This is a genomic window from Streptomyces sp. NPDC014656, from assembly GCF_043084305.1.
Lineage (GTDB): Bacteria > Actinomycetota > Actinomycetes > Streptomycetales > Streptomycetaceae > Streptomyces.
This window is the reverse complement of record NZ_JBIBZN010000002.1, coordinates 243,064-261,695: the sequence shown is the minus strand read 5'-3', so window position 1 is coordinate 261,695 and position 18,632 is coordinate 243,064. Positions and strand designations below refer to the sequence as shown.

The window sequence follows — 18,632 nt, the reverse complement described above, 5'->3', positions numbered from 1 at the left end:
TCGGGGGCGCGGGGCCGCCCGCTTCACGGAGCCGTCGGCGGGCCGCCCCCGGGGAGGGCGTCGAAGACCCGCTGGAGGGCGGCGGGCCGCTCGCCGTCGCCCGCGACGACGAGCCGGCCGTCGTGCGTCACGGAGTACCGGAAGCCGTCGGCGACGGCGGGCCCTGACGGCCGCTCGGGCACGCGCGCGTAGGCGGGGTCCTGGAGGGCGGCCCGCAGCTCGGCCAGCCCCTCGGCGGCCATCCGCCCGGTGCGCGGCTCCCCGCTCCTGGAGGTCAGGGTCCAGGAGCCGTCCTCCCGCACCACCAGCCGGTTGTCCACCCCGGCGAACCCGCCGCTCACCCCGACCTCGACCAGCACGGCCCCGGCCCGGGGGACCGCGGCCGACTCCTCGGTGCCCGGGGTGGCTCCGGTGCCCGCCGTGCCCGTCGTGCTCGGAGCGCCCTCCGTGTCCGGTACGTCTCCCGTACTCGGCGTGCTGGCCGTGCTCGGCGTGCCGCGCGTGCTCGCGGTGCTCCCGCCTCCGCCGGTCGCCGGTCCGTCGGCGTCGGCGCAGCCGCCGACGCCGACGACCAGCGCCGCCACCACCGCGGGCACCGCGCCCCGCGCCCACACCCGCCCGCGCCCGAACCGCCGCTCCGCACCATGCTCCATGGGCCCGAGCATGCCCGCCCCCGGGCCCCCGCGCAGCCGGAACGCGCGGGGACGCGGGCGGGCTTCGAGGGTGATCGCTCAGAGCGAACAGCACCCGGGGAACATTCGCGGGCTCAGATGCATTGAGTCGGCATAGCTCAACTTGACTGCCGAAGGGGAGATCATGGCTTCTGAGTCCAAGCCGTCCGTGCCGCTGACGCTGCCTGTGCTGCCGCTCGACGACGAGGTCGTGCTGCCCGGCATGGTCGTGCCGCTGGACCTGTCCGACAACGACGTGCGGGCCGCCGTGGAGGCGGCGCAGGCCGCTGCCCGGGGCGGCGGCGGGAAGCCGCGGGTGCTGCTGGTGCCGCGGGTGGACGGGACGTACGCCGCGACCGGTGTGCTCGGGATCGTCGAGCAGGTGGGGCGGCTCTCGGACGGGGACCCGGGGGCGCTGATCCGCGGGATCGGCCGGGTGCGGATCGGGGCCGGGACGACCGGGCCCGGCGGGGCGCTGTGGGTGGAGGGGAGCACGGTCGAGGAGAGCGTGCCCGATCCGCTGCCCGGAGCCGTGACCGAGCTGGTCACGGAGTACAAGGCGCTCGCCACCAGCTGGCTGAAGAAGCGCGGCGCCTGGCAGGTCGTCGACCGCGTCCAGCAGATCGACGGAGTCGGCGCGCTCGCCGACAACTCCGGTTACTCGCCCTTCCTCACCGTCGAGCAGAAGGTCGCGCTCCTGGAGGCGGCCGACCCCGTCGCCCGCCTCCGGCTCGCCACCGCCCAGCTCCGCGAGCACCTCGCCGAGCAGGACGTCGCCGAGACCATCGCCAAGGACGTCCAGGAGGGCGTCGACAAGCAGCAGCGCGAGTTCCTGCTCCGCCGCCAGCTCGAAGCCGTCCGCAAGGAACTGCGCGAGCTCAACGGGGAGAAGGAGGGCGAGGAGTCCGACGACTACCGCGCCCGCGTGGAGGCCGCCGACCTGCCCGAGGCGGTCCGGGAGGCCGCGCTCAAGGAGGTCGAGAAGCTGGAGCGGTCCAGCGACCAGTCGCCCGAGGGCTCCTGGATCCGGACCTGGCTCGACACCGTCCTCGAACTGCCGTGGAACGAGCGGACCGAGGACCGGTACGACATCCGGGGCGCCCGGGCCGTCCTGGACGCCGAGCACTTCGGCCTGGAGGACGTGAAGGAGCGCATCACCGAGTACCTGGCCGTGCGCAAGCGGCGCTCCGAGCGCGGGCTCGGCGTCGTCGGCGGCCGGCGCGGCGGTGCCGTGCTCGCCCTGGTCGGCCCGCCCGGCGTCGGCAAGACCTCGCTCGGCGAGTCCGTCGCCCACGCCATGGGCCGGAAGTTCGTCCGCGTCGCCCTCGGCGGCGTGCGGGACGAGGCCGAGATCCGCGGCCACCGGAGGACGTACGTGGGCGCCCTGCCCGGCCGGATCGTCCGCGCGGTCAAGGAGGCCGGGTCCATGAACCCGGTGGTCCTCCTGGACGAGATCGACAAGGTCGGCTCCGACTTCCGGGGCGACCCCGCCGCCGCCCTGCTCGAAGTCCTCGACCCGGCGCAGAACCACACCTTCCGCGACCACTACCTGGAGGTCGAGCTCGACCTCAGCGACGTGGTGTTCCTGGCCACGGCCAACGTCCTCGAAGCCATCCCGGAGGCCCTGCTCGACCGCATGGAGCTGGTCCGCCTCGACGGCTACACCGAGGACGAGAAGGTCGTCATCGCCCGCGACCATCTGCTGCCCCGGCAGCTGGAGCGGGCCGGTCTGGAGACCGGCGAGGTGACCCTCGACGAGGCCGCGCTGCGGAAGCTGGCCGGCGAGTACACCCGGGAGGCCGGCGTCCGGACCCTGGAGCGGGCCGTCGCGCGGCTGCTCCGGAAGGTCGCCGCCCAGCACGAACTCGGCGACCGGGAGCTGCCGTTCACCGTCACGCCCGAGGACCTGCGGGACCTCATCGGCCGGCCGCACCACGTGCCCGAGTCCGCCCAGGACCCGGCCGAGCGGCGCACGGCCGTCCCCGGGGTGGCCACCGGCCTCGCGGTGACCGGGGCCGGCGGCGACGTCCTCTTCGTGGAGGCGTCCCTCGCCGACCCGGAGACCGGCGCCGCCGGGCTGACCCTCACCGGCCAGCTGGGCGACGTGATGAAGGAGTCCGCGCAGATCGCGCTCTCCTTCCTCCGCTCGCACGGCGCGGAGCTGGAGCTGCCCGTCACCGGTCTGAAGGACCGGGGCGCGCACATCCACTTCCCGGCGGGCGCGGTCCCGAAGGACGGCCCGAGCGCGGGCATCACCATGACGACCGCGCTGGCCTCGCTGCTCAGCGGCCGTCCGGTCCGCACCGACGTGGCGATGACCGGCGAGGTCTCCCTCACCGGCCGGGTGCTGCCCATCGGCGGCCTGAAGCAGAAGCTGCTCGCCGCGCACCGGGCCGGCATCACCACCGTGGTCATCCCCAAGCGGAACGAGGCCGATCTGGACGACGTCCCGGCCGAGGTCCTGGAGAAGCTGGAGGTCCACCCGGTGACCGACGTCCGGCAGGTCCTGGAGATCGCTCTGACCCCGGCGCGGGTCCCGGTCGCGACAGCCGCCTGACCGGAGCCCGGGCCCCGGCCCGGCCTCTCCGGCCCCGGTACGCGCGCGTACCGGGGCCGGACCCGTTCACGCGGGGGTCGTACGGCGCACGGCCTCGACGATCACCGAGGTCAGCGAGGGGTCGCCGGCGTGGGCGGCCCGCTGGAGGTCCGCGCCGGTGCCGCGGGCCAGCAGCCGCGCCACGCCCGCCTCGGCGCGCTCGCGGTCGCCCGCCTCCTCCAGGGCGGGGCGCACGTGGTCGAGCAGGGCGTGCAGCACCTCGCCGGCCGGGAGGGGCCGCCAGCTGCGCGGGTCGAGGAGCTCGCCGCCGAGGCCGTACCGGCTGGCCCGCCAGGCGGCGAGCCGCAGCACCACCGTCGACACCGGGTCGGGGAGCCGGCCCTGGCGCCACTCCCGGGCCGCGGTCTCCACCAGGGCGCGGCTCAGCACCGCCAGCAGGACGGTGTCCTCCAGGTCCAGGCAGACGTCGCCGACCCGGATCTCCACCGTCGGGTAGCGGCGGGAGAGCCGGGCGTCGAAGTAGACCATGTGGTCGTCGATCAGCACGTCGCTGGCGAGCATCTCGCGGGTGGTCCGCTCGTACGCGTCCACGTCGCCGTACAGCTCGCTCGGGCCGGACATCGGCCAGCGCTGCCACAGCTGGTGGCGCCAGCTGGCGTAGCCGGTGTCGACGCCCTGGCAGTAGGGGGAGTTGGCGCTGAGCGCGAGGAGCGGGGCGAGCCACGGGCGGATCCGGTCGAGGACGCCCACGCCCTCCTCGGGCGAGGAGAGGTGGACGTGGACGTGGCAGGCGCAGGCGAACTCCTCGTCCACGAGGCGGGCGTACCGGTCGTGGATCCGCTGGTAGCGGTCGTCCGGGGTGAGCAGCGGGCCGAAGTCCACGGGCGCGGTCGCGAGCGCCGCGACCGCGACCCCGGCCTCCCCGGCCGCCGCCGCGGCCGCGAGCCGGGCCGAGCGCAGCTGGTCGGCGAGCTGGGCGGTGGTGGTGCAGGGGGCGGTGCCGATCTCCAGCTGCTCGGAGTACAACTCGGGCTTCGCCGGCTCCGGGCCCCCGGCCCGCGGCCCGGCGTCGGCGTGCCAGGCGGCGATCTCGGTGACGGTGCCGGCGAGGGGCTGGGGGAGCCCGGTCTCGGGATGGACCAGGAGGAGCTCCTCCTCCACGCCGAACGTGCGCAGCCCTTCCCCGCGGTGGTAGACCCACCGCTGCTGGTTCCGCATGGAGCGCTCTCCTTCACGGGCGGATTCACGGGCGGACGGTGGTGCGCTGGCAGTCGTTCGAACAAACTTTTCAGCAAGGCTGTCCACGAACCGCCCCGCTTCCACCCTTCTTCGCACAGATGGCGCGAAATCGCCCCCCGGAGCGGACTCCGGGGGGCGAGGTGGGCGGGAGGGGGGGGGGAAGGGCGGGGCTTCCCGGGGGCGCCGGAGGGGTGGGCGGACCCCCGTCCCGCCCTCCCCCTCCCGCCGGCCTCCGGCTCCTAGGAGGCGGAGGAGTCGCGGCGGCGGCCGAGGAGCAGGCTGCCCCCGCCGAAGGCGGCGAGCGCGCCGGCGCCGGCCAGGGCCATCGGCAGCGGGGAGCCGGGCGCCTCGGTGGCCCCGGCGGAGAGCGCCGGCGGCTGCTCGTCGCCGCCGTGGCCCGCGTGGCTGACCGTGGACAGCTCGGCGCCGGCGGCCAGTTCGGCCTCGGTCGGGGCCTCGGCCCTCGACGTGGTGGAGGCGGCCGCGGCCGTGCCGAAGGTGACGTCCGAGCAGCTGTAGAACGCCTCGGGGCTGTCGTTGCGCTGCCACACCATGTAGACGACGTGGCGGCCGGAGCGGGCCGGGAGGTTGCCGGTGAAGGCGTAGTAGCCGTCGGTGGCGGTGCGGGTGGTGCCGTACACCGCGACCGGGGTGGCGTCGAGGTCGGACCACTTCAGCGGCTGGGTCGGGTCGAAGCCCGCCTTGGTGACGTACATCGTCATGGTGCCGGAGTGGGCGGCGGTGGCGCGGACGCGGAAGCCGAAGGGGCCGGCCGAGACCGGGGTGGCGGGCCAGTCGGTGCGCGCCCAGTCCAGGGCCCGGTACTTCTCGCGGTTGGCCGAGCAGAGCTTGCCGTCGGGGATGAGGGCCTTGTGGTTGCCGTCGGCGTTGGCGATGTTGACCTCGTTCCAGTCGTACAGCGGCTGGGTGCCGGAGTCGGCGACGAGGTCCTTGCACACCTGCGAGTCGGGGCTCTCCGGGCCCTCGGCGTAACAGGCGGCGATCCGGCTCACGGGGTTGAAGACGGCCCCGTGGGCGGCCGCGGTGGCGGGGGTGAGGCCGACGAGGGCGGCTGCGGCGGACAGGGCGGCGACGCCGGCGGCGGTACGGCGGGTGGACGGCATGCGGGGGCTCTCTCTCGTGCGTGGGGGAGTACGGAACGAGCAACGCGCGCGGGGCGCACGGAAGTTGAGCTCCGGGCGCCCGGGGTAGAGACTCGCATTGGTCCATACCAATGGGCAAGGGGGTGGGCGGAAAAAGCCCCCGGGCACGCGGAACGGCGGCCCCGGGGTGCCGCCGCACCCCGGGAGCCGCCGTCGTACGGGCCCCGCGTCAGCCGTTCGCGAGCGCCTGGACGCGCGAGAGGTCGCCGTTGAAGTGGTTGTGGTCGCCGACCGTCGGGCCGGAGGAGGTGTACTGCCACATCGTGTAGTACGGCCACCCGGCGGGGAGTTCGCCGACCTCGGAGGCGTACCGCGCGATCCACAGCGGGTTGGTCGTGGCGAAGCCGGAGTAGTTGCCGGTGCACTGCTTCCACCAGCTGGTCGCCGTGTAGATGACGGCGTCGCGGCCGGTGCGGGCCTTGTAGCGGTTCACGAAGTCGCGGATCCAGGTGACCATCCCGGACTGGGTCTTGCCGTAGCAGGCGGCGCCGTACGGGTTCCACTCGATGTCGAGCACGCCCGGCAGGGTCTTGCCGTCCTTGGACCAGCCGCCGCCGTTGTTGACGAAGTAGTCGGCCTGGGCGGCGCCGGTGGTCGTGTCCGGGGTGGCGAAGTGGTACGTGCCGCGGATCATGCCGACGTTGTACGAGCCGGTGTACTGCTGCGTGAAGTAGGTGTTCTTGTAGTACGTGCCTTCCGTCGCCTTGACGTAGGCCCACTTGACGCCGCTGTTCCAGAGGGTCGACCAGGCGACGTTCCCCTGGTGGCTGGAGACGTCGACGCCCTCCGTCCAGGTGGCGAGGGCCGAGACGCCGCCGGGGGCGGTCGCGCCCCGGCCGTCGTGCTTGAGGACGCCCATGCCCATGTGGGCGGTGCCGCGCGCGGGGGCGGCGGCGCGGTCGGCGGGGTCGGCGGCGCCGGCCTGGCCGGCGAGCGGCAGGACGAGGGCGGTGGCGGCGAGGCCGGCGAGCAGGGGGGTGGAGACGGATCTGCGCACACGCATGGCGTGACTCCCGAGGGGTCGGTGGGGGTGGTGTGGACATGTCAGTCACGTGCTCGACGGCGACTCTACGCACGTAGACAGCGGGGGTGGAAGAGGGCCCGGGTTCCGCCGTTGGTCTACTCCTGCGAAATACTGAAGGAGCTGCGGCGATGCCCGCCGGAGCGGGAAACTTTCAGCCGACGAAACACGCGTGGGAGGTGCGGGGTGCGCGCAGGCGGTACGACCGGCGAAGACGGCGCCACGCCCGGAAGAACCCCGGACGACCGCCCGCCCGCGTCCGCCGGGACACCCGGCGACCGGGCCGCCGTGCCTGGCGGGGCGGCCGGTGACCGTGCCGCCGTGCCTGGCGGGGCGGCCGGTGACCGTGCCGCCGTGCCTGGAGGGGCACCCGGCGACCGCCCGCCCGCGTCCGGCGACCGGGCCGCCGCGTCTGGAGGGGCACCTGGCGACCGGGCCGCCGCCGCGTCCGCCGACCTCTCTGGTGAGGCCGCCGAGCCCGTCGGCGCGTCCGCCGGGGCACCCGGCGGCCGGGCCGCCGCCGCGTCCGGGACGGCCTCCGCGGCTTCCGTGCCCGCCGGTGCGTCCGCCGGCCGGGCCGTCTCCGTGCCCGCCGGTGCCCCTGGTGAGGCCGCCGTGCACGCCGGCTCCTCTGGCGAGGCTCCCGTGCCCGCCGGCGCGTCCGGCGGCCCGGCCGTCGCCGTGCCCGGGGCGGTCTCCGGGGCCTCCGGCGGGCGGTCCGGTTCCGCCGAGCGGGAGTTCCTCGCCCTGGAGCGGGAGCTCGCCGTGTTCCTGCGGCGGGCGCGTGCGCAGTCGGGGGAGATGGCGCGCGAGGTCCATCCGGAGCTGGAGCCCGCCGCGTACGGGCTCTTCGTGCGGCTCGACGACGCCGGGCCGCAGCGGGCCACCGAGCTCTCCGGCTACTTCGGCGTCGGCAAGGCCACGATGAGCCGTCAGCTGCGCGCCCTCGAACAGCTCGGGCTGGTCGCCCGCGACCCCGACCCCGCCGACGGGCGCGCCTCCCTGGTGCGGCTCACCGACGAGGGCCGCGACCGCTTCCGGCACGTCCGGGACGCCCGCCGCGAGCGGTACGTCCGCAAGCTCGCCGACTGGGACCGCGCCGAGGTCGCCGAACTGGCCCGCCTGCTCCATCACTTCAACCAGCGCTCCGAGGGCTGAGCGGGCCGCTCAGAGCTCCGCGTACACGGCCGTCGCGTCGTCGTGGAGCTTCCCGCGCCACCGGCCGGCGCTCGTCGACTCCAGGACCCGGACCCGCTGGAGCAGCCCCGCCGGGCCCTCCTTCGCCAGGACGTCCGCGCACTCCGTCCAGTCGCCCGCGCCGAACCGCTCGACCCACCGGCTCGCCCCGTCCGTGAGCGCGGCCAGCGCCCGCACCTCCTCCCGCGGGGTCCTGCCCGTCACCGCCCGCTCCGCCACCGCCGGGTCGGCGGCCGCCGTGAAGAAGCCGCCCTCGCTGTTCCGCAGCCGGTCCGCCGCCGCGTGGGAGCGGAGCGCCTCGCGCGGGATCCGGTCCAGCCGGTCGTCGCGCACCGCCCGGACCGCGCCGTCCGGCGCCCGGAGCAGCAGGACGGAGTCGGAGAGGACGAGGTGGTCGACCCAGGTCGCGTCCCAGCGGGCGAGGACCACGGTCGCCTGAGGCGTACGCACGTGAGAAAGGTCACAGGTGTCGGCGTGCAGCTCCGCGGTGCGCCGGATTGCGAGCGACAGGATCCCGGACAGCGTCAGATCGGCGCGGGAAGCGGACAGTTCGGTCAAAGCTCCACCGAGTCGGGCGGTGAACCACGGCACCGTGTGCACACAGCCCACCTCGCCCGCGGGAGGGGTGACGCCGTCCAGGAGGACGAGCGTTCCCCCGTCGCCCGAGGCGGGCAGAGCGGCGGCGACCCAGTCCTCGTTGGGGCGTTCGGGGCTGCCGGGAAGGGTGGCGACTTCGCTGCGCATGATGTCCAGTGTGCCCGGCTCGCGCAGGGTCTTCACACCACCTGCAAAGGGCCGAAAATGGCCTGTACCAACCGGCCGTGGCCCGCGCGGAAGCCGGAATCGCAAGCTCCGGCGAGCTGCGGGCGGGCATCCTGCCAAAGCCCGCCCGGAAGTTCCAGCCGGGGCCCGCCGAGGGCCCCCGTCGGCTCCCGCCGGAAGTTGTTCGCCAACTCAGGAGTGTTGTTCACTCGTTCGGGTGGCGGAGCGGCCGATGCCCGTCCCCTGCCGAGAAGCGCTGGAATGGTCGGAAGCCGTACCAGGGGTGGGGGCGGAACCTCATGACCGGCCGTCACCTCTGCTGTGTGGGCGGACGAGTCAAGAATGCGAGCACCGGTGCAGAAGAAGCGGCCTCGGAGCATGAACGGCGCGCGGAGCCAGACCCCCGGTGAGCCGCCGACCCCCGGCACCACGCCGACCGCGGGGACCACGCCCTCCTCCGGGAACGACGCCGGAAGCGCCTCCGGGAACGACGCGGGGAACAGCGCCGGAAGCGCCACCCGCGCCCCCGCGCAGGCCCCCGCCACCCGCGCCCCCGCGCAGGCCCCCGGCGGCCGGGCCAAGCGCGTCCGCACCCGCCTCGTCGTCGGCGTCGCCCTCGTCGGCGCCATCGTGGCCGGCGCCGGCGCGCCCGCCGTCCTCACCGCCTCCACCGAGCTGAACGAGTCCCGGCGTCTGGTCACCCTCGCCGAGCTCGACCGGCAGGCCGTCACCCTCGCGCACTCCCTCGCCGACGAGCGCGACGAGGTCGTCGCCTTCGTCGCCGCCGGCCGGGACGAGCAGACCGGCCCCAAGAAGAACCGCCGGGTCGTCACCCCCGCCAGGGCGGCCCGGGTCGACCGGCAGATCGACGAGATCCGCCCCGCCGCCTCCGAGGCGCTCCTGCGCGAGCTCTCCGGCGTCGCCTCCGTCCGCCGCGACGCCGTCACCGGCAAGGGCACGGCCCTGGAGGCCCACAAGGCGTACAGCGACGTCATCGCCGTCCTCCAGAAGCTCGCCGACGACCTCGACCGGCTGACCCCGCCGCGCGCCGCCGACCCCGGCCTCGCCGGCACCACCCGCGCCCCCGCCGACCTCGGCCGCGCCGTCGAGCAGGCGTCCGCCACCCGCGGCCTGCTCCTCGCCGCGCTCGCCGTCCCGCAGCCCGAGCCCACCGGCGAGCTCCGCTACGACGCCACCACCGGCACCTACGTCGCCGAGGAGCCCGAGGGCAAGGAGGAGGCAGAGCGCGCCCGCGACCTGCTGAGCGCCGCCGCCCAGCAGGCCCGGGTCCGCGAGCTGGCCGCCCTCGGCGACTTCGACCGGTCCGCCGGCCCCGCCGCCCGCGACTCCCTCGCCGCGACGGTCACCGGCCCCGAGGTCAAGACCGCCGAGCTGGCCCTCGCCCGGCTCACCGACCAGCCCGCCCTGACCGAGGCCGAGACCCGCACCTCCCCGTCCGGCCTGGACTCCGCGCTCTCCGCCCGCATCGAGCAGATGCGCGGCGTCGAGTCCACGCTCGCCGCCAAGCGGGTCGAGCGGCTCACCGCCCTGCGCGACGACGACGTCACCGCCCTCGAACTGAGCCTCGCCCTCCTCGGCGGCTGCCTGCTGCTCGCCGTCGGCGTCTCCACCTACGTCGCCCGCAGCCTGACCCGGCCGCTCGCCGTCCTGCGCCTCGGCGCCGCCCGGCTCGCCGCCGCGCCGGACCCGGCCGCCGAGGAGGCCGTCCGCTTCACCGGACGCAACGACGAGTTCGCGCAGGTCGTCCGCTCCCTCAACTCCCTCCACGGACAGCTCGCCGCCCTCGCCGCCCACACCGGCCGGCTCACCGGCGAGCGGGCCGGTCTGGTCGCCGCCCAGGAGGCCGCCGAGGCCGGACTGGCCGCCCAGCGCGCCGAGCTCCAGGGCCGCATCGCCGTCCTCACCGCCGACTTCGAGCGGCTCCGCAGCACGGTCCACCACACCTTCGTCAACCTCTCGCTGCGCAGCCTCGGCCTCGTCGACCGCCAGCTCGGCGTCATCGAGAAGCTGGAGGAGCGCGAGCAGGACCCGGACCGCCTCGCCACCCTCTTCAAGCTCGACCACATGGCGACCGTCATGCGCCGCCACAGCGAGAACCTGCTGGTCCTCGCCGGCCACGAGCACGTCCACGGCCACGCGGGCCCGGTCCCGCTGGTCGACGTGCTGCGCGCCGCCGTCAGCGAGATCGAGCGGTACGAGCGGGTCACCATCCAGTCGCTGCCGCCGCACGCCCAGCTCGCCGGCTTCGCCGCCGACGACCTGAGCCACCTGGTCGCCGAACTCCTGGAGAACGCCACCGCGTTCTCCCCGCCGGACGCCGAGGTCCAGCTCTCCGGCTGGCTCCTGGAGACCGGCGAGATCATGCTCTCCGTCCAGGACTCCGGCATAGGGATCCCCGAGCAGCGCCGCGCCGACCTCAACGCCCGCCTCGCCGCCGCCGACCCGGAGGCCTTCGAGGGCGAGGGGCTCGGCATGCGCGTCGTCTCCCTGCTGGCCGCCCGCCACGGCGTCGGCGTCGAGCTGCGCGAGCAGAAGCAGGGCGGCACGGCCGCCGTCGTGGTGCTCCCGCTCCCGCTGCTGCCGGCCGAGCCGCCGGCCGCCCCCGAGCCCGTACGGGTCGCCGGCACCGGCTCCGTACCCGTCCTCAACCTCCCCGGCTCCGAGGCCGAGGCCAACTCCAACACCCTCCCGTCCCGCACCCGCGACCCGCTCGTGGACGCGGCGGAGCGCGCCTTCCGCGCGGCGGAGGAGCGGAAGCCGGCGGAGCCCGAGGCACCGGAGACGACGGGAACGCCCGGGATGCCCGGGACGCCGGAGCACGGCTCCGAGCCCGCCGCCCACGCCGGGCCGGAACCGCTCCCCGTACCGCCGGCCGAGCCGCTCCACGAGCAGCCCGCCCACGAGCAGCCCGTCCACGAGTCCGTCTCCGAGACCACGCTCCAGGTGCGGCTCCCCGACCCGCCGCCCGAGCCGGACAGCCACGAGCGCGCCGCCGAACCGGCGTTCGCCCCCGTACCGGAGCCGTCCGTACCGGAGCCGTCCGTACCGGACCAGGCAGCACCCGAGCAGCCGGCGTCCGAGCAGCCCGCACCCGAGCAGACCGTGCCCGAGCAGGGCGGGCCCGCCGACGAGGCTCAGGTGCCCGGGCCGCGTCCCGCCCAGTGGGAGCGGGTGACCGACAAGGGCCTGCCCAAGCGGACCCCCCAGGTGGTCCGCGCCCCCGCGGAGCCCACCGCCCCCCGCCGGGGCGCGGTCGACGCCGACGCGCTCCGCCGCCGCCTGGGCGGCTTCCACCAGGGCGCCGTGGCCGGGCGCCGGGACGTCGAAGCGGAGATAGCAGCCGAGAGCACCGCGCGCACAGAGGAGATGACGGGGGACACAGTCGAGGAGGCACGCAGTTGACCGCCACGGGAACGAGCACCACGAGCACCACCGGTACGTACGGACTGAGCACGGAGGCCCGCAACCTGCAATGGCTGCTGGGCAACCTCGTGGAGGAGGTGCCGGGCGTCCGCTCGGTCGCCGTCGTCTCCTCCGACGGGCTCCTGCTGCTCTCCTCCGACCCCGAGGAGCGGCCGGACCCCGCCGCCGACGGGGCGGCCCGCCCCCGGGGCCCGCGCGGCTCCAGCGCCGACCTGGCCACCATCGTCTCGGGCATCGGCAGCCTCACCATCGGCGCCGCGCGGCTCATGGACGGCGGCGGCGTGAAGCAGACCATGGTCGCCATGGACGAGGGCAGCGTCTTCGTCATGTCGATCAGCGACGGCTCGCTGCTCGGCGTGCACGCCACCCCCGACTGCGACATGAGCGTCATCGCCTACCACATGGCGCTCTTCGTGGGCCGCGCCGGACACGTCCTCACCCCCGAGGTCCGCAGCGAACTGCGCAAGTCGATGGAGAGCTACCGGTGACCTCGCTGACCGCCGCCCACCGGCTGCCGGTCCGGGGCGAGGGGCGGCGCCCCGCGCGCGTGCGCCCGTACTCGCTGACCGGCGGCCGCACCCGCTTCGGACACGTGCTGCTCGTCGAGACCTTCGTGGCCGCCCTGGAGGCGCCGGCCGCCCGCAAGGTCCTCACGGACGGCGGCCCCGGCGCCCGCGGGCTCATGCCCGAGATGCGCGCCATCGTCGAGATATGCCGCCGGATGCGGACGGTGGCGGAGATCTCGGCCCTTCTCAAGATGCCGTTGGGTGTCGTCCGGGTGCTGCTCAGCGACCTGGCCGACCAGGGAAAGATCCGTGTGTACGGGACCGGTCACGACACCGGCCAGCCCGACCGCGCGCTCCTCGAAAGGGTGCTGAGTGGACTCCGCCGTCTCTGACGCCACCGCCGTCGACACCGCCGTCGACACCCCCGCCGCCGCTCCGGCGCAGACCGTCCCCACCGCGACGATCCCGGCCCAGCCCGGACGGGCGGACGGGGAACCCGATCCCGAGGACGGCGCCCAGGACTGGCAGCTCGACCACACCCGTGCCCCGATCGCCACGAAGATCGTGGTCGCGGGCGGCTTCGGCGTCGGCAAGACCACCTTCGTCCGCGCGGTCTCGGAGATCACCCCGCTCCAGACCGAGGCGCTGATGACCCGGGCCAGCGAGGAGACCGACGACCTCACCGCCACCCCGGACAAGCTCACCACCACCGTGGCGATGGACTTCGGCCGGATCACGCTCGACAACGACCTGGTCCTGTACGTCTTCGGCACACCGGGACAGCAGCGCTTCTGGTTCATGTGGGACGACCTGGTGCGCGGTGCGATCGGGGCGATCGTGCTCGCCGACACCCGCCGCCTCACCGACTGCTTCCCCGCCCTCGACTACTTCGAGAGCTGCGGCCTGCCGTACGTCGTCGCCGTCAACCACTTCGAGGGCACCGAGCGGTTCGAGCCGGAGGACGTCAGGGAGGCCCTGACGATCACCCCCGACGTCCCCGTGGTGATCATGGACGCGCGCAAGCGGTACAGCGTCGTCGAGACGCTGCTCGCCATGGTCGAGCACGCGCTCTCCGCCACGCCCGAATAGCGCGCGTCCGCGCCACGCCCGAATAGCGCGTCCGCGCCCCGCCCGCCGCCCCCCACGCACCACCTTCGCCTTCGCTCCAGGAGCCCCGCCCATGCGGAAGATACTCATAGTCGGCGCCGGACAGTCCGGCCTCCAGCTCGCCCTCGGCCTCCAGTCCCAGGGGTACGAGGTCACCCTGATGTCGAACCGGACGGCGGACGAGATCCGCTCCGGCCGCGTCATGTCCACCCAGTGCATGTTCGACACCGCGCTCGGGCACGAGCGCGACCTCGGCCTGAACTTCTGGGAGTCCCAGGCCCCGAGGATCGAGGGCCTCGGCGTCTCCGTCGCCGGCCCCGACTCGGCCCGCCTCATCGACTGGGTCGGCAGGCTCGACGGCTTCGCCCAGTCCGTCGACCAGCGGGTGAAGATGGCCGGCTGGATGGAGACCTTCGCCCAGCGTGGCGGACAGCTCGTCATCCACGGCGCGGCCGTGGGCGACCTCGACTTCTTCGCGGGCCGCTACGACCTCGTGCTCGTCGCCGCGGGCAAGGGCGAGCTGGTCTCCATGTTCGGCCGGGACGCCGAGCGCTCCCCGTACGCCGAGCCGCAGCGCGCGCTCTCCGTCGCGTACGTGCACGGGCTCGGCCCGCGCCCCGAGCACCCCGACTTCGACGCGGTCCGCTGCAACCTCGTGCCCGGCGTCGGCGAACTCTTCGTCATGCCGACCCTCACCACCTCCGGCCGCGCGGACATCCTCTTCTGGGAGGGCGTCCCCGGCGGCCCCGTCGACGCCTTCCAGGGCGTCAAGGACCCCTCCGAGCACCTCGCCCTGACGCTGGAGCTCATGGAGAAGTTCCTGCCCTGGGAGTACGCGCGCGCCACCAAGGTCGAGCTCACCGACGCGGGCGGCACCCTCGCGGGCCGCTACGCCCCCACCGTCCGCAACCCCGTCGGCCACCTCCCGGGCGGCGGCCTCGTGCTGGGCGTCGCGGACGTCGTCGTCGCCAACGACCCGATCACCGGCCAGGGCTCCAACTCCGCGTCCAAGTGCGCCGCCGCCTACCTCGCCGCGATCGTCGAGCACGGCGACCGGCCCTTCGACGAGGCGTGGATGCGGTCCGCCTTCGACCGCTACTGGAAGACCGCCGAGCCGGTCACCAAGTGGACCAACGCGATGCTGGCCCCGCCGCCGGAGCACGTCCTCCAGCTGCTGGGCGCGGCCGGCGAACTCCAGCCGATCGCCGACCGCTTCGCCAACGGCTTCGACGACCCCGCCGACTTCGAGAACTTCTTCTTCGACCCGGAGAAGGCCTCCGCCTACCTGGCCTCGGTGGCCTCCGGAGCCTGACCCGCCCCGTCGTACCCCTCGTCCGAACCCTCCCGGGCCGACTCCGGGAGGACGGGCGGGGCGTACGACTCCAGGGCCGCGCCGCCCGGGTCCGGCCGGACCGCCCCGAGCAGCGGGTTCGCTGCGAGCGGCGAGACCTTCACCCGGCCGCCGGGGCGCGGGGCCTGCACCACCAGGCCCTCGCCCAGGTAGAGCGCCACATGGGTGGCGCCCGGGAAGTACACCACCAGGTCCCCGGGCCGCAGTTCGTCCAGCGGCACCCGGGGCAGCTCGGCCCACTGCTCCTGGCTGGTGCGCGGGATGTCCCGGCCGGCCGCCGCCCAGGCCCGCTGCGTCAGCCCCGAGCAGTCGTACGCCTCCGGTCCCTCCGCCCCCCACTCGTACGGCTTCCCGAGCTGCCCGACCGCGAAGCGCAGCGCCTCCGCGCCCGCCGCGGACGGGGTGCGGGCGGGGCCGAGGGCGCCGGAGCCGAGGAGCTCGCGCTGGGCGCCGGCCGTCTGCTCCCGCTCCAGTTCCGTCAGGCGCGCCAGCTGGGCGGGCGAGAGCGAGGCGAGCAGCGCCTCGACCTCCGCGAGCTTCTTCCGGACCTCGTCCCGCCGGGTCCGCTGCCGCGCGGCGAGGGTTCGCTGCCGGTCGAGGGCGGTCCGGGAGGCGGCGGCCAGGGAGGCGGCCCGGCGTTCGGCGGCCCGGAGCCGGGGGACGGCGGCGGCGCGGTCGCGGGCCGTCCGGTCCAGCAGGCGGCGCGCGTCGAGGGCCGACTGCGGATCGGCGGCGAAGAGCAGCCGCAGCGGCGAGGCGTAGGAGGTCCGGCCCTGGTACTGCTCCCGGGCGAGCCGCCCCGCCTCGGCCCGGCCGCGCGCCAGGGCGGTGCGGGCGCTCTCCAGGCCGGCGGCGATCCGCCGGGTGTCGGCCTGCTGGACCTTCAGCGCCTCCTCGGCGGCGTTGAACCCCTCGGTGGCCTCCTCCGCCTCCCGGTAGAGGGTGCGGAGGCGGGTGAGCAGCGTGGCCACGGAACCCCCGCCGGAGGGCGCGAGGGCCCCGGCGTCGTCGTCCGCAGGGGCGGCTCCGGTGTCCGTTGCGTCGGGCTGGGTGTCCGTTGCGTCGGCTTCGGTGTCCGCCGGGTCGGGCTGGGTGTCCGCGGCGTCGGCTTCGGTGTCCGCAACGTCCGGCTGGGTGTCCGCGGCGTCGGCTTCGGTGTCCGCCGCCTCGGCTTCGGCGTTCGCCACGCTGTCCGGGTCCACCGGGCCCACCGGTTCCGCCGCCGGGTCCGCCAGGGCGAGCGGCGCGAGCGGCCCTGGGGGCGCCGGTGCGGCCGCCGCGGGGCCGGTCAGGGCCGTCAGGGCGGCCAGGGTTCCCGTACAGACCGTGCGCAGCAGCCTTCGCGACACGTCACCACCACCTCCAGAGCGGGCTCCGGAGGCATCATGGCGCGTCAATTCATCCGATTACCGTACGGATCGGGGCGTGGCTCCCCGTGTCACCCGTTCGGCCCTCCGTCCGGCTCCGTGCCCGGCTTCGCGTCCGGTTCCGTACCCGGTTCCGCGTCCCGCCGCGCGGCCGGCTTCGACCACGGCCACTTCAGCTCGCGCCGCTCGCGGCCCTCGGGGGCGTACTCGTAGACCCAGCCGCGCTGGAGTCCGAGGCGCCGGGTGTGGCCCGCGGGCTCGCGGCGGTACGCGTGGAGCGCGGGCGGGCGGCCGTCGTGGGCCGGCACCGGCACCTCGTACCACTTCGGCGGGTGGCCGGTCGCGCCGAGCAGGATGGGCAGCACCCGCCCGTCGAGGGGGCCGCCGCGGAAGGGGGTGTTCTCGCTTCTCACCCCACCAGTCTCACAGCAGGTGCGCCGCCTCGCCGACGAGGGGCGCCAGGCGCCGGGCGAGAGCGGCGACGGGCCCGTCGGGACGCTCCTGGGCGAGCAGCCGCCGCACCACCGCGGCCGTCTCGGGGTCGCTCGCGAAGCCGGCCGCCAGGAGGGCGACGAGGTGGTCGACCAGCCAGTCGCGCAGCTCGCCGGCGGCCGGCCGCTTGTCCTCGTCCAGCCAGATGAGGGAGGCCGCCTCGACGGCCGCGATCCAGGTGCGGACCAGCATCCCGAGCCGCGCGCCCGGCCGCTCCGCGCCCAGGTGCAGGAAGATCTGCGCGGCGGCGGCCCGCCGCACCTCGTCCACGATCGACGTGGTGTTGGAGGTCTCGACGACGCTCCCGCCGCGCAGCAGCGCGCTGAAACCGGCGTCGTGGCCGTCCACGAAGGCGAGGTAGCGGTCCAGGACCCGGCCGAGCCGCTCGGTGGGCGGGCCGTCCTCGGGCTCGGTGAAGCAGCGGTTCAGGGCGTCGGCGGAGGAGCGCAGCGCGGCCTCGTACAGCTGTTGCTTGCCGCCGGGGAAGTAGCGGTAGACCAGCGGCCGCGAGACCCCGGCCGCCTCGGCGACGTCGTCGAGCGACACGTCCTCGGGGGCGCGGTGCGCGAAGAGCCCGAGCGCGGCCTCCAGGAGCTGGCCGCGCCGCTCCTCGACGCTGAGCCGGCGGTACGCGGGAGAGGCGGCGCTCGTCATGTCCGCAGCGTAACCCCGGTACCGCCGCCTCCGGGTCCCGGTCCGGAAGCCGCCCGCCACCCTCAGGCCAGCAGGCCCGAGGACCGCCAGAGCCGCCGGCCCGGCCCCCGCAGCACGCCGATGTCGTCGAGGAAGTCCGTCAGGCGCCGGGCGCCGGACTGCATGACCTCCCGCCGGTGGCCGCTCGCCCGCACCTGGGCGACCGCCTCCCGCCGGTCCAGGCCCACCGCGTCGTACACCGCGGGGTTGACGAAGCAGGTCGAGAAGACCCGGGCGGCCTCGCCGCAGCTGAGCCGGGTGAACTCCTGCTCCCAGCGCGGCGCCGTCACCATCTGGCGGCGCAGCTCCTCGCGGGCGTAGCGCACGTGCCGGGCCTCCTCCACCACGTGGATCCGGGTCACGCCGCGGATCAGCGTCTGGACCCGCTCGTCCGGGAAGGTCAGCCGCTGCATCCAGTCGAGGATCTCCTCGCCGAGCAGGGTGGCGGCGAAGGAGCCCGGGGTGGTGGAGACGGTCTTCAGGACGCGGGCGAGGTTGTGGTAGACCCGCGGCACCGGGTAGTCGCCGGTCCCGCTCTTGCGGATCATCCGGGCGAACATCATCGAGTGCCGGCACTCGTCCGCGATCTCGGTGAGCGCGTACCGCACGTGATGGCTGGTCAGCGACTTGTCGTAGATGTGCCGCACGAGCAGCTGCATCAGGATGACCTCGAACCAGATGCCCAGCGAGGCGAGCGAGGCGGCCTCGTGGCGGGAGAGGTCGATCCGCTGCTCCTCGGACATCCGGCGCCACAGCGGGGTGTCGTAGAGGGAGACCAGCTCCGGCGGCCAGTACCACCGGCCGTCCTCGAAGGGGGCGTCCCAGTCGAGCTCGGTGTCGGGGTCGTAGGAGTGCTTGCGGGACGACTCCAGGAGCCGTTCGGCGAGCCGCTCGCGGTCGCGGAGCGGTCCGAGCGCGTCCCGCAGCCGGGTGAAGTCGGGCTCGGTGAAGGGACTCATGGCGGGGACACCTCGCTGGCGTCGGACTCGGGTTACCGTCGGTCACTCGCTATCAGACTGCCCGTCAGCAAGCCCGTCAATCCCCTGCGCGCGACTTGTTGAC

Annotated in this window: 16 protein-coding genes; 7 read left to right on the top strand and 9 right to left on the bottom strand. The window is 75.1% G+C overall.

Features of this window, described 5'->3' with window-relative positions; genetic code table 11:
- Positions 1-23: 23 nt before the first annotated feature.
- Positions 24-653 carry a hypothetical protein gene (locus ACF1ED_RS04955; protein WP_391756989.1) on the bottom strand — a complete coding sequence of 210 codons (630 nt, stop codon included), beginning with the start codon at positions 651-653 and terminating at the stop codon, positions 24-26.
- Positions 654-816: 163 nt separating this feature from the next.
- Between ACF1ED_RS04955 and lon the strand changes: the two genes are divergently transcribed.
- Positions 817-3,228, top strand: a complete 2,412-nt coding sequence (gene lon, locus ACF1ED_RS04950; protein WP_391756988.1) for an endopeptidase La — start codon at positions 817-819, stop codon at positions 3,226-3,228.
- Positions 3,229-3,294: 66 nt separating this feature from the next.
- Here the strand turns inward: lon and ACF1ED_RS04945 are convergent, their stop codons facing one another.
- The 3 genes from ACF1ED_RS04945 to ACF1ED_RS04935 form a co-directional block, all read right to left on the bottom strand.
- Entirely contained in the window at positions 3,295-4,446 is a 1,152-nt protein-coding gene (locus ACF1ED_RS04945) for a glutamate--cysteine ligase (RefSeq protein ID WP_391756987.1), read from the bottom strand.
- A 260-nt stretch (positions 4,447-4,706) separates the two neighbouring features.
- Complete coding sequence (locus ACF1ED_RS04940; protein ID WP_391756986.1) at positions 4,707-5,591, bottom strand: lytic polysaccharide monooxygenase; 885 nt, start codon at positions 5,589-5,591, stop codon at positions 4,707-4,709.
- A 208-nt stretch (positions 5,592-5,799) separates the two neighbouring features.
- A complete protein-coding gene (locus ACF1ED_RS04935; RefSeq protein ID WP_391756985.1) occupies positions 5,800-6,633 on the bottom strand; it encodes a lysozyme in 834 nt (277 codons plus the stop codon).
- A gap of 699 nt (positions 6,634-7,332) precedes the next feature.
- Between ACF1ED_RS04935 and ACF1ED_RS04930 the strand changes: the two genes are divergently transcribed.
- Positions 7,333-7,809: a MarR family winged helix-turn-helix transcriptional regulator gene (locus ACF1ED_RS04930; protein WP_391757505.1), complete on the top strand. Its 477-nt coding sequence runs from the start codon at positions 7,333-7,335 to the stop codon at positions 7,807-7,809.
- Between the two features lie 9 nt (positions 7,810-7,818).
- Here ACF1ED_RS04930 and ACF1ED_RS04925 read toward each other — a convergent pair whose 3' ends face one another.
- The gene (locus ACF1ED_RS04925; protein WP_391756984.1) at positions 7,819-8,592 is read right to left on the bottom strand and encodes a hypothetical protein; all 774 of its coding nucleotides are present in this window, start codon (positions 8,590-8,592) and stop codon (positions 7,819-7,821) included.
- 396 nt (positions 8,593-8,988) lie between these two features.
- Between ACF1ED_RS04925 and ACF1ED_RS04920 the strand changes: the two genes are divergently transcribed.
- From ACF1ED_RS04920 to ACF1ED_RS04900, 5 genes are all read left to right on the top strand, one after another.
- Complete coding sequence (locus tag ACF1ED_RS04920; protein ID WP_391756983.1) at positions 8,989-12,033, top strand: nitrate- and nitrite sensing domain-containing protein; 3,045 nt, start codon at positions 8,989-8,991, stop codon at positions 12,031-12,033.
- Complete coding sequence (locus tag ACF1ED_RS04915) at positions 12,030-12,542, top strand: roadblock/LC7 domain-containing protein (protein ID WP_391756982.1); 513 nt, start codon at positions 12,030-12,032, stop codon at positions 12,540-12,542. The genes ACF1ED_RS04920 and ACF1ED_RS04915 overlap by 4 nt, the downstream gene beginning before the upstream one ends.
- Positions 12,539-12,952, top strand: a complete 414-nt coding sequence (locus ACF1ED_RS04910; protein ID WP_391756981.1) for a DUF742 domain-containing protein — start codon at positions 12,539-12,541, stop codon at positions 12,950-12,952. The genes ACF1ED_RS04915 and ACF1ED_RS04910 overlap by 4 nt, the downstream gene beginning before the upstream one ends.
- Positions 12,933-13,649: an ATP/GTP-binding protein gene (locus ACF1ED_RS04905; protein WP_391756980.1), complete on the top strand. Its 717-nt coding sequence runs from the start codon at positions 12,933-12,935 to the stop codon at positions 13,647-13,649. Before ACF1ED_RS04910 ends, ACF1ED_RS04905 begins: the two co-directional genes overlap by 20 nt.
- A 91-nt stretch (positions 13,650-13,740) precedes the next feature.
- Positions 13,741-14,979 carry a styrene monooxygenase/indole monooxygenase family protein gene (locus ACF1ED_RS04900; RefSeq protein WP_391756979.1) on the top strand — a complete coding sequence of 413 codons (1,239 nt, stop codon included), beginning with the start codon at positions 13,741-13,743 and terminating at the stop codon, positions 14,977-14,979.
- On the opposite strand, the gene ACF1ED_RS04895 is transcribed toward ACF1ED_RS04900, so the two are convergent.
- From ACF1ED_RS04895 to ACF1ED_RS04880, 4 genes are all read right to left on the bottom strand, one after another.
- Entirely contained in the window at positions 14,949-16,367 is a 1,419-nt protein-coding gene (locus tag ACF1ED_RS04895) for a C40 family peptidase (RefSeq protein WP_391756978.1), read from the bottom strand. The two genes, ACF1ED_RS04900 and ACF1ED_RS04895, sit on opposite strands and share 31 nt — an antisense overlap.
- Before the next feature lie 89 nt (positions 16,368-16,456).
- Positions 16,457-16,798 (bottom strand): hypothetical protein, encoded by a 342-nt coding sequence (locus ACF1ED_RS04890; protein WP_391756977.1) that lies wholly within the window; start codon positions 16,796-16,798, stop codon positions 16,457-16,459.
- Positions 16,799-16,808: 10 nt separating this feature from the next.
- Positions 16,809-17,531 carry a TetR/AcrR family transcriptional regulator gene (locus ACF1ED_RS04885; protein WP_391756976.1) on the bottom strand — a complete coding sequence of 241 codons (723 nt, stop codon included), beginning with the start codon at positions 17,529-17,531 and terminating at the stop codon, positions 16,809-16,811.
- 62 nt (positions 17,532-17,593) lie between these two features.
- On the bottom strand, positions 17,594-18,529 hold the full coding sequence (locus tag ACF1ED_RS04880) for a diiron oxygenase (RefSeq protein ID WP_391756975.1): 936 nt from the start codon (positions 18,527-18,529) through the stop codon (positions 17,594-17,596).
- Between the last annotated feature and the right edge of the window lie 103 nt (positions 18,530-18,632).